General features: G+C 53.3%; 9 protein-coding genes. 8 read left to right on the forward strand and 1 reads right to left on the reverse strand.

The window, feature by feature from the left end; genetic code table 11:
- Window positions 1-2 precede the first annotated feature (2 nt).
- Complete coding sequence (gene cheA / locus OGY04_RS04060) at window positions 3-2,039, forward strand: chemotaxis protein CheA (RefSeq protein ID WP_286584822.1); 2,037 nt, start codon at window positions 3-5, stop codon at window positions 2,037-2,039.
- A gap of 20 nt (window positions 2,040-2,059) precedes the next feature.
- Window positions 2,060-2,563: a chemotaxis protein CheW gene (gene cheW, locus OGY04_RS04065; protein WP_003034638.1), complete on the forward strand. Its 504-nt coding sequence runs from the start codon at window positions 2,060-2,062 to the stop codon at window positions 2,561-2,563.
- 76 nt (window positions 2,564-2,639) lie between these two features.
- Here the strand turns inward: cheW and OGY04_RS04070 are convergent, their stop codons facing one another.
- A complete protein-coding gene (locus OGY04_RS04070) occupies window positions 2,640-3,899 on the reverse strand; it encodes a dicarboxylate/amino acid:cation symporter (RefSeq protein ID WP_003833882.1) in 1,260 nt (419 codons plus the stop codon).
- A 406-nt stretch (window positions 3,900-4,305) separates the two neighbouring features.
- Between OGY04_RS04070 and tar the strand changes: the two genes are divergently transcribed.
- From tar to cheZ, 6 genes are read left to right on the forward strand one after another with little or no spacing between them, the layout of a single operon-like run.
- Window positions 4,306-5,961: a methyl-accepting chemotaxis protein II gene (tar, locus tag OGY04_RS04075; protein ID WP_286584824.1), complete on the forward strand. Its 1,656-nt coding sequence runs from the start codon at window positions 4,306-4,308 to the stop codon at window positions 5,959-5,961.
- A 43-nt stretch (window positions 5,962-6,004) separates the two neighbouring features.
- Window positions 6,005-7,606 (forward strand): methyl-accepting chemotaxis protein IV, encoded by a 1,602-nt coding sequence (gene tap / locus OGY04_RS04080; protein WP_071446161.1) that lies wholly within the window; start codon window positions 6,005-6,007, stop codon window positions 7,604-7,606.
- Between the two features lie 19 nt (window positions 7,607-7,625).
- Window positions 7,626-8,498 (forward strand): protein-glutamate O-methyltransferase CheR, encoded by an 873-nt coding sequence (cheR, locus tag OGY04_RS04085; RefSeq protein ID WP_032943796.1) that lies wholly within the window; start codon window positions 7,626-7,628, stop codon window positions 8,496-8,498.
- Window positions 8,495-9,544 carry a protein-glutamate methylesterase/protein-glutamine glutaminase gene (locus OGY04_RS04090; RefSeq protein WP_003833872.1) on the forward strand — a complete coding sequence of 350 codons (1,050 nt, stop codon included), beginning with the start codon at window positions 8,495-8,497 and terminating at the stop codon, window positions 9,542-9,544. Before cheR ends, OGY04_RS04090 begins: the two co-directional genes overlap by 4 nt.
- A gap of 17 nt (window positions 9,545-9,561) precedes the next feature.
- Window positions 9,562-9,951: a chemotaxis response regulator CheY gene (gene cheY / locus OGY04_RS04095; RefSeq protein WP_003034656.1), complete on the forward strand. Its 390-nt coding sequence runs from the start codon at window positions 9,562-9,564 to the stop codon at window positions 9,949-9,951.
- A 10-nt stretch (window positions 9,952-9,961) separates the two neighbouring features.
- A complete protein-coding gene (gene cheZ, locus OGY04_RS04100; protein ID WP_003034659.1) occupies window positions 9,962-10,606 on the forward strand; it encodes a protein phosphatase CheZ in 645 nt (214 codons plus the stop codon).
- Window positions 10,607-10,695: the final 89 nt, after the last annotated feature.

Here is a 10,695-nt window from a genome sequence, read left to right on the forward strand (position 1 = left end):
GCGTGAGCATGGATATTAGCGATTTTTATCAGACATTTTTTGATGAAGCTGACGAACTGTTGGCTGATATGGAGCAACACCTGCTTGATTTGGTTCCTGAAGCCCCGGATTCCGAACAGCTGAATGCCATTTTTCGTGCAGCGCACTCGATTAAAGGCGGGGCGGGCACCTTCGGCTTTACCATTTTGCAGGAAACGACCCATCTGATGGAAAACCTGCTGGATGAAGCGCGGCGTGGCGAGATGCAGCTCAATGCCGACATTATCAACCTGTTTTTGGAAACGAAAGATATTATGCAGGAACAGCTCGACGCCTATAAAAGCTCAGTGGAGCCTGATGCCGACAGTTTTGAGTACATCTGCCAGGCGTTACGGCAGTTAGCGCTCGAAGCGAAAGGTGAAACCGCACCGGCAGTTGTTAACTCAGCAAAACTTAGCGTTGTTGACAGCGCCGCGATGCAGGAAGAGGCGGTTGCAAAGCCTGAACCCGTCAGTGAAGAGAGCAAAAAACGCATTACTCTCTCGCGTCTGAAAGCCAGCGAAGTGGATTTACTGGAAGAAGAACTGGGGAATCTGGCGACCTTAACCGATGTGGTAAAAGGAAGCGACACGTTATCAGCAACGCTTGATGGCAACCTGGCAGAAGATGACATCATCGCGGTGCTTTGCTTTGTCATTGAAGCTGACCAAATTGAATTTGAAACCGTCAGCGCAGCGCCTGTGGCAGCTGAAGCTGAAGAGGTGGCTGTTGTCACTGAGCCGCAGCCGGTTGCTGTGGCACCTGCGGTGAAGGCTACCGCCAGTGAAGCACCACATAGCCGCGCGGAACGTGAAAAACCCGCCCGCGCCAGCGAGTCGACCAGTATCCGCGTAGCGGTAGAAAAGGTTGATCAGCTTATTAACCTGGTCGGTGAGTTGGTGATCACCCAGTCGATGCTGGCCCAGCGCTCTAACGAACTGGATCCTGTCAATCATGGCGATCTCATCACCAGTATGGGTCAGTTACAACGTAACGCCCGCGATTTGCAAGAGTCGGTGATGTCGATTCGTATGATGCCAATGGAGTACGTGTTCAGCCGTTTCCCTCGTCTGGTGCGCGATCTGGCTGGTAAGCTGGGTAAACAGGTCGAGCTGACGCAGGTAGGTAGTTCAACCGAACTCGATAAGAGCCTGATTGAACGCATCATCGATCCGTTGACGCACCTGGTGCGTAACAGCCTCGACCATGGTATCGAACTGCCGGAAAAACGCCTTGAATCCGGCAAAAGCCCAATCGGCAATCTGACGCTTTCCGCGGAGCATCAGGGCGGGAATATTTGTATTGAAGTGACCGATGATGGCGCTGGCCTGAACCGCGAACGTATCCTGGCTAAAGCTATCTCTCAGGGCATGCCGATCCACGAAAACATGAGCGATGACGAAGTGGGTATGTTGATCTTCGCGCCAGGCTTTTCGACCGCCGAACAGGTGACGGATGTTTCCGGACGCGGCGTGGGTATGGATGTGGTGAAGCGAAATATCCAGGAGATGGGCGGTCATGTTGAGATCCAGTCTAAACAGGGACAGGGGACCACTATTCGCATTCTGCTGCCGCTGACGCTGGCGATCCTCGACGGGATGTCCGTGCGTGTGGCCGATGAGGTCTTCATTCTGCCACTGAATGCCGTTATGGAATCGCTGCAACCGCGCGAAGAAGATCTCCATCCGCTGGCCGGAGGAGAGCGCGTTCTGGAAGTGCGTGGCGAATATTTACCACTGGTTGAGTTGTGGAAAGTCTTTGAGGTTGAAGGCGCTAAAACTGAAGCGACTCAGGGCATAGTGGTCATTTTACAAAGTGCAGGGCGTCGCTATGCGCTGCTGGTGGATCAGTTAATTGGTCAACACCAGGTGGTGGTCAAAAACCTGGAAAGCAACTACCGCAAAGTACCAGGTATTTCTGCTGCAACGATCCTCGGCGACGGCAGCGTCGCGCTGATTGTCGATGTCTCTGCATTGCAGGGGTTAAACCGCGAACAACGTGTGGCGATCACAGCCGCCTGATTGAGTGAGAAGGGAATAATATGACCGGTATGAGTAATGTAACTAAACTGGCCGGCGAACCGTCAGGTCAGGAATTCCTCGTGTTTACGCTGGGGGATGAAGAGTACGGTATCGATATCCTGAAAGTGCAGGAAATCCGTGGTTATGATCAGGTGACGCGCATCGCTAACACGCCTGCGTTTATCAAAGGCGTCACAAACCTACGTGGTGTGATTGTGCCTATCGTCGACCTGCGCGTGAAATTTAGCCAGAGCGATGTGGATTACAATGAAAACACCGTGGTGATTGTGCTTAATCTGGGTCAGCGGGTGGTTGGAATTGTGGTAGATGGCGTCTCGGATGTGCTGTCGCTGACAACGGATCAAATCCGTCCGGCACCGGAGTTTGCGGTCACGCTGTCGACGGAATATTTGACGGGATTGGGTGCGCTGGGTGACCGGATGCTGATTCTGGTCAACATTGAGAAACTGCTGAACAGCGAAGAAATGGCGCTGCTGGATATTGCCGCTTCCCACGTCGCATAATCGCCATAACTCATCCGGCCTACAATGATTGCTGTTGCAGGCCGGATTAGCGTAACGCATCCGGCAGATTTCCCTCTTACGCTTCCCGCTCAACCAGCTCCGGTTCTTCTTCCAGTAAACCTTCATCCTGCGCCAGCATCGCCGTTGCAATCCCGTTACCTAATACGTTGATTGCTGAACGTCCCATATCCAGGAAGTGGTCAATTCCCATCAGCAACAGGATCCCGGCGACCGGAATGTTAAAGCTCGGGATGGTTGCAGCCAGCACTACCAGTGCTGAACGCGGCACACCGGCAATCCCTTTGGACGCCAGCATCAGCGTCAGCATCAGGACGGTGATTTCTGCGAAGGAGAGGTGAATATTATAGGCCTGCGCGATAAACATGGAGGCAAATGAACAATAGACCATGGAACCGACCAGGTTAAACGAATAACCGATAGGCAGCACGAATGACACGATGTTGGGTGAGCAGCCAAATTTAGTTAATTGCTCCAGCGTTTTCGGATAAGCGGCTTCGGAACTGCTGGTGGTGAAGGCGACCAGAACCGGGTCTTTCAGCATGCTTACCAGGCGAAATACCTCTTTTTTCAGCATGACATAACCCACAGCCAGCAGAACCAGGCAGGTCAGCAAAATCGCTACATAGTAGCCGCCGATAAACGACGCATAGTTAAGCAGGATCCCCAGCCCCTGGGTGGAGATGACGGAAGATATGGCGGCAAAAATAGCCAGCGGTGCAACGTACATCACGTAGCCGGTCACTTTGAGCATAATATGGGAAACCACATCCAGCGCCGCAACCAGTGGGGCGTTGAATTTCTCACCAAGCGATGCGCCACCAATACCGAAGAACATTGAGAACACCACAATTTGCAGGATCTCATTGTTAGCCATCGCTTCGGCGATGCTGGTTGGAATGGTATGCGTCAGAAAACCTTTCAGGCTCATGCCGCCTACGGCCAGGCCGGTGTCGGTGGCTTCCAGCGGGATCGCCAGGTTCAGCCCGCTGCCGGGTTGCTCAAGGGAAACCACAAACAGACCGACCAGGATAGACAATATAGAAGAGCTGATAAACCAGATCATCGCTTTGCCGCCCACGCGACCGATGGTGGACGTTTCTCCCAGGCGCATAATACCAACGGTCAGGGTGCTGAATACTAAAGGTGCGATCACCATTTTAATCAGGCGTAAAAAGATGTCGGTAAGAAGCGTAATGTTATCGGCCCAGGCGGTCACAACGCCGGGGGAGGCATAAGAGTGGATCACCGCACCCGACAGGATCCCTGCCAGCATGAAGATCACGATAAACAACGTGAGTTTGTTTGCATTTGCCACTAAAAAGCCCTCAGTAAGGATTTAACATTTATTGATTGGTTACTCATTTTTTATACTTATTAAGTGGTAACGAGGTATTCATCATATAAATTGGATTAAAGCGTAAACGGATACAACTTTTTTTAATTTTTTATCCATTTTGTTGTGGTATTTACGATGCGTATGTGTGATCTCAATCACATAAAAATGCGTATTTCGGCCATTCTGACTGTGCTCACCGATGAAAATAAATGTTATTTACATGATAATTATGGTGTTTTTATGTGAATGATTTGTGGTTGCTGCACACCCGTTTTATCTTCCCCTCGCCAGGCTTCACATCCCTTCAGGATTTCCTTTTTGCAAACGTAAAGTTATCTCAGCGAATGCCGATAACGTTGATAACTCGTTTTCAGGAAGGTGCCTTATGTTTAACCGTATCCGCGTTGTCACAATGCTGATGATGGTGCTGGGGGTTTTCGCACTGCTACAGCTTGTTTCCGGTGGTCTGTTGTTTTCTTCATTGCAGCAGAATCAGCAAAGTTTTGTTATTTCTAACGATCTTCGACAGCAGCAAAGTGAACTCACCTCAACATGGGATCTGATGCTGCAGACACGAATCAATTTAAGCCGTTCTTCTGCGCGCATGATGATGGATGCGTCTAACCAGCAAAGCAGCGCCAAAAACGATCTGCTGAAGAATGCGAAAGCATCGCTGGCGCAGGCTGAAACGCATTACGCAAAATTTAAAAACATCACACCGTTGCCGGAAATGGCAGAAGCCAGCGGCAACGTTGAGGAAAAATATCAGCAGTACCATGCGGCCCTGGCAGAACTGGTTCAGTTTCTGGAAAGCGGCAATATGGACGCCTACTTCGCGCAGCCTACGCAGGGAATGCAAAACGCGCTCGGCGAGGCGCTGGGCAAGTACGCCAGCGTTAGCGAAAAGCTTTACGTCCAGGCATTTGATCAAAGCGCGCGGGATTACCATTTCGCCCAATGGCAGCTCGGCGTGCTGGCCGTTGTGCTGGTGCTGATTCTGGTGGTGGTCTGGTATGGCATCCGTCATACCCTGCTTAATCCTCTGTCCCGTGTCATTGCCCATATCCGGGAAATCGCCAGCGGTAACCTGACCGCAACTCTCGCCGTTAGTGGCCGTAACGAAATCGGCGAGTTGGCCAGTACGGTTGATCATATGCAGCGCTCGCTGACGGAAACCGTCACTCTGGTGCGTGAAGGCTCTGATGCGATTTATTCCGGTACCAGCGAAATTGCCAGCGGAAACACTGACCTTTCATCTCGTACGGAACAGCAGGCGTCTGCACTGGAAGAGACCGCAGCCAGCATGGAACAGCTGACCGCAACCGTGAAGCAAAACGCGGACAACGCGCGTCAGGCCTCGCAACTGGCGAAAAGCGCGTCCGATACCGCGCAGCATGGTGGCAAAGTGGTTGATAGCGTGGTGAACACCATGCACGAAATCGCCGATAGCTCGAAGAAAATCGCCGACATCATCAGCGTCATCGATGGCATTGCCTTTCAGACCAACATTCTCGCACTGAACGCGGCGGTTGAAGCAGCGCGTGCCGGTGAGCAAGGCCGCGGCTTTGCCGTGGTAGCGGGTGAAGTGCGTAATCTGGCAAGCCGCAGTGCGCAGGCGGCGAAAGAGATTAAGGCATTGATTGAAGATTCCGTTTCCCGGGTTGATACCGGCTCCGTACTGGTAGAAAGCGCCGGCGAAACAATGAACGACATCGTCAATGCCGTAACGCGGGTGACCGACATTATGGGCGAGATTGCCTCGGCATCTGACGAGCAAAGCCGGGGGATTGATCAGGTTGCGCTCGCGGTCTCTGAAATGGATCGCGTTACGCAGCAGAACGCCTCTTTGGTACAGGAGTCAGCTGCCGCAGCGGCCGCTCTTGAAGAACAGGCCAGTCGCTTAACGCAGTCGGTGTCGACTTTCCGTCTTGCGTCACGTCCGGCCTCGACAAAACCACGCGATACACGATTACCTGCAGCCCCGAGCGCATCCTATCCGCGCCAGAACATTGAACAAGATACGAATTGGGAAACATTTTGACTGATAGTTAAACCGCGGCCAGTGCCGCCCGATGGGAGCGTTGATGTTTAATCGTATTCGAATTTCGACCACGCTGTTTTTGATTTTAATCCTCTGCGGTGTTTTGCAGATTGGCAGTAATGGCTTGTCCTTCTGGGCATTTCGGGACGGTTTTCAGAACCTGAATCAGGTCGAACGGAGTAATCAGCAACGCGCTGCGCTGGCCCAAACCCGCGCTGTGTTATTACAGGCCAGTACGGCCCTTAATAAGGCAGGGACGCTGACCGCTCTGAGCTATCCGCCAGAGGACATCAAAACGCTGATGACCCTCGCGCGCGATAGCCTGGCGCAGTCTGAGTTGATGTTTAAACGCTTTATGGCGACGTCGGATTCGACGGAGCAAGGGAAGGCGCTGTTTGGCGCAACGGAGAATAGTTTCAGCCAGTGGCACAGCGCTCTCGCGCATCAGGCCACCTGGCTTGAAAATAATCAGTTGTCAGATTTTCTGACCGCGCCGGTGCAGGCGGCTCAAGATGCTTTTGATGCGAATGTGAATGCGTGGCAGAGCAACATCGACAGCGTGTTGCAAACGGCGGGAGAGCAGAGTCAGCGCAATTACCATATGTCGGGGGTGATTTTCGCCACCATGGTGGTACTGGCGGCACTGCTCACCAGCGGTGCGCTGTTCTGGTCGCGCAAGATGATCGTTCAGCCGCTGGCGATTATTGGCAGCCATTTCGACAGTATTGCCGCGGGGAACCTGGCACGACCGGTAGCGGTTTATGGGCGCAATGAGATCTCGGCCATTTTTGCCAGCCTGCAGAAGATGCAAAAGGCGTTACGCGAAACGGTAAGTGACGTTCGTCAGGGCAGCTCAGCCATGCATAGCGGTATTTCAGAAATTGCGATGGGCAATAACGATTTATCTTCGCGAACCGAACAGCAAGCGGCCGCGCTGGCACAAACGGCGGCCAGCATGGAGCAACTGACCGCCACCGTCGGCCAGAACGCTGATAACGCACGCCAGGCGTCAGGAATCGCCAAAAGTGCGGCAGACACAGCGCATAAAGGTGGCGAGCAGACGTCCCGGGTCGCCAGCACTATGCATGAGATTTCTGCCAGCTCGCAGAAAATCGGCGACATCATCGGCGTGATTGACAGCATTGCCTTCCAGACCAATATCCTGGCGTTGAATGCCGCGGTAGAGGCCGCCAGGGCGGGGGAGCAAGGGCGTGGTTTTGCCGTCGTCGCTGGTGAGGTGCGCAATCTGGCAAGCCGTAGCGCACAGGCGGCGAAAGAAATTAAGGGACTGATTGAGGAATCTGTCACCCGGGTGCATCAGGGCTCGCAGCTGGTGGATATGGCGTCGCGCACTATGACGGAAATAGTCAGTTCGGTGACCCGGGTTAACGACATCATGGGCGAGATTGCCTCGGCATCCGATGAACAGCGCAGAGGCATTGAGCAGGTGGCGCAGGCCGTCAGCCAGATGGACTCCGTGACGCAGCAAAACGCCGGTCTGGTGGAAGAAGCCGCATCCGCCGCCGGACAACTTGCCACGCAGGCCGATCATCTTTCTGCTTGTGTCGCATTTTTTAAACTTGAAGAGCAAACCGTAGCAAAACAAGAGTTGGCGCAGCCTCAGGTTGCGCCCGTTGTATCCTGAATGTGATTGAGAAGGCGCTATGACATCATCTCTGCCCTCCGGGCAAACGTCATTATTGTTACAGATGACACAGCGCCTCGCGCTGTCTGACGCGCATTTTCGTCGGATATGTCAATTAATCTACCAGCGTGCGGGGATCGTACTGGCCGACCATAAGCGGGACATGGTTTATAACCGCCTGGTTCGTCGTCTGCGTACCCTGGGGCTGGATGACTTTGGTCGCTATCTCAGCATGCTGGAAGCTAACCAGAACAGTGCTGAGTGGCAGGCTTTTATTAACTCCCTGACTACCAACCTGACCGCGTTTTTTCGCGAAGGGCATCATTTTCCGGTGCTGTCAGATCACGCTCGTCGGCGCAGCGGTGAATACCGCGTCTGGAGCGCGGCGGCGTCAACCGGAGAAGAACCCTACAGCATTGCGATTACGCTTGCCGATACCTTAGGTATGGCACCGGGCCGCTGGCGCGTTTTTGCCAGCGACATTGATACCGAAGTACTGGAAAAGGCCAGAAACGGCATTTACCGCCTCGATGAGCTAAAGACGCTGTCACCCCAGCAGTTGCAGCGTTATTTCATGCGCGGCACCGGGCCGCATGAAGGACTGGTACGCGTTAGGCAGGAACTGGCAGGTCATGTTGAATTTTCCAGCGTGAACTTACTGGATAAGCAGTACAACGTGCCCGGACCGTTCGACGCCATATTTTGTCGTAACGTGATGATCTATTTCGATAAAACGACACAACAGGACATTTTGCACCGTTTTGTTCCACTTCTTAAACCTGACGGGCTGCTGTTTGCAGGTCATTCAGAAAACTTTAGCAACCTTGTGCGCGAGTTTAGCCTGCGTGGACAGACCGTGTATGCGCATGCGCCAGGTAAGGATAAAGCATGAGTAAAATCAGGGTGTTGTCGGTAGATGATTCTGCATTGATGCGTCAAATCATGACCGAAATTATTAACAGTCACAGTGATATGGAAATGGTGGCGACGGCGCCGGATCCGTTGGTCGCCCGGGATTTAATCAAAAAATACAATCCCGACGTCCTGACGCTGGACGTGGAAATGCCGCGCATGGACGGCCTCGACTTCCTGGAGAAGTTGATGCGCCTGCGTCCAATGCCTGTGGTGATGGTTTCTTCACTGACCGGTAAAGGTTCAGAGGTCACGCTGCGGGCCTTGGAACTGGGGGCGATTGATTTTGTCACCAAACCGCAACTGGGGATCCGCGAAGGGATGCTGGCGTATAGCGAGATGATTGCCGAAAAGATCCGCACCGCATCGCGCGCAAAACTGGCGGCCCATAAGCCCATGGCGGCACCGACGACCTTGAAAGCAGGGCCGTTACTCAGTTCGGAAAAGCTGCTGGTGATTGGGGCGTCAACCGGAGGAACAGAGGCAATTCGCCATGTACTCCAGCCATTGCCGCTTTCAAGCCCCGGTATTCTTATTACCCAGCATATGCCACCAGGGTTTACCCGTTCGTTCGCCGAACGTCTGAACAAACTGTGCCAGATAACCGTGAAAGAGGCAGAAGACGGAGAGCGCGTACTCCCGGGGCATGCGTATATCGCGCCGGGCGACAAGCATATGGAACTGGCGCGCAGTGGCGCGAACTATCAAATCAAAATTCATGACGGTCCGCCGGTTAATCGGCATCGGCCCTCAGTGGATGTGCTGTTCCATTCGGTGGCGAAACATGCGGGGCGCAATGCCGTCGGGGTGATCCTGACCGGTATGGGCAACGATGGCGCAGCCGGAATGTTAGCGATGAATCAGGCGGGAGCCTGGACCATTGCGCAAAACGAAGCAAGTTGTGTGGTGTTCGGCATGCCGCGCGAGGCCATCAATATGGGTGGCGTAAGCGAAGTGGTCGATCTTAGCCAGGTGAGCCAGCAAATGCTGGTGAAAATTAGTGCCGGACAGGCAATACGTATTTGAATCAGGAGTTTATTTTTATGGCGGATAAAGAGCTTAAGTTTTTGGTTGTGGATGACTTTTCCACCATGCGTCGCATCGTGCGTAACCTGCTTAAAGAGCTGGGATTCAACAATGTTGAAGAGGCTGAAGACGGCGTGGATGCGCTGAACAAGCTGCAGGCTGGGGGATTCGGTTTTGTTATTTCTGACTGGAACATGCCGAACATGGATGGACTGGAACTGCTGAAAACCATCCGTGCCGATGGCGGGATGGCTTCTCTGCCGGTGCTGATGGTCACGGCAGAAGCGAAAAAAGAGAACATCATTGCGGCAGCACAGGCAGGTGCCAGTGGCTATGTCGTGAAACCGTTCACGGCGGCGACGCTGGAAGAAAAACTGAATAAAATCTTTGAGAAACTGGGCATGTGAGGGTGTGATGATGATGCAACCACAAATTAAACCTGCTGACGAACACTCTGCAGGGGACATCATCGCGCGCATCGGCAGTTTGACCCGAATGCTGCGCGACAGCCTGCGTGAACTGGGGCTGGATCAGGCCATTGCCGAAGCGGCAGAAGCGATTCCTGATGCCCGCGATCGTCTCGATTATGTTGTACAGATGACCGCGCAGGCGGCAGAGCGCGCGCTAAACAGCGTAGAAGCTTCGCAGCCGCATCAGGACGCGATGGAAAAAGGGGCCAAAGACCTGACTAAACGCTGGGATGAATGGTTCGAAAATCCGATCGAACTGTCCGATGCTCGTGAACTGGTCACCGATACCCGTCAGTTCCTTGGTGATGTGCCTGGACATACCAGCTTTACCAATGCCCAGTTGCTGGACATCATGATGGCGCAGGATTTCCAGGATCTCACCGGTCAGGTCATCAAGCGCATGATGGATGTTATCCAGGAAATTGAACGTCAGCTGCTGATGGTTCTGTTGGAAAACATTCCGGAACAGGGCGCTCGTCCAAAACGTGAAAACGAAAGCTTGCTTAACGGCCCGCAGGTTGACGCCTCGAAAGCCGGTGTAGTGGCAAGTCAGGATCAGGTTGACGACCTGCTGGATAGCCTCGGGTTCTGATGCGTATTTGCCGGATGTGAGGCGTGGGCCTCTCATCCGGCTTACGCGCAATTCTGCTTAAAGCCATAAATCCCGTCTTTTTTACCGCT

This window comes from Citrobacter sp. Cpo091 (genome assembly GCF_030332645.1).
Lineage (GTDB): Bacteria > Pseudomonadota > Gammaproteobacteria > Enterobacterales > Enterobacteriaceae > Citrobacter > Citrobacter portucalensis.

Excerpts from the sequence above, each read along its gene's own strand:
- OGY04_RS04090 (WP_003833872.1), top strand. The coding sequence starts at position 8,495 with ATGAGTAAAATCAGGGTGTTGTCGGTAGATGATTCTGCATTGATGCGT.
- cheZ (WP_003034659.1), top strand. The coding sequence starts at position 9,962 with ATGATGCAACCACAAATTAAACCTGCTGACGAACACTCTGCAGGGGAC.
- cheR (WP_032943796.1), top strand. The coding sequence starts at position 7,626 with ATGACATCATCTCTGCCCTCCGGGCAAACGTCATTATTGTTACAGATG.
- tap (WP_071446161.1), top strand. The coding sequence starts at position 6,005 with ATGTTTAATCGTATTCGAATTTCGACCACGCTGTTTTTGATTTTAATC.
- tar (WP_286584824.1), top strand. The coding sequence starts at position 4,306 with ATGTTTAACCGTATCCGCGTTGTCACAATGCTGATGATGGTGCTGGGG.
- cheW (WP_003034638.1), top strand. The coding sequence starts at position 2,060 with ATGACCGGTATGAGTAATGTAACTAAACTGGCCGGCGAACCGTCAGGT.
- cheY (WP_003034656.1), top strand. The coding sequence starts at position 9,562 with ATGGCGGATAAAGAGCTTAAGTTTTTGGTTGTGGATGACTTTTCCACC.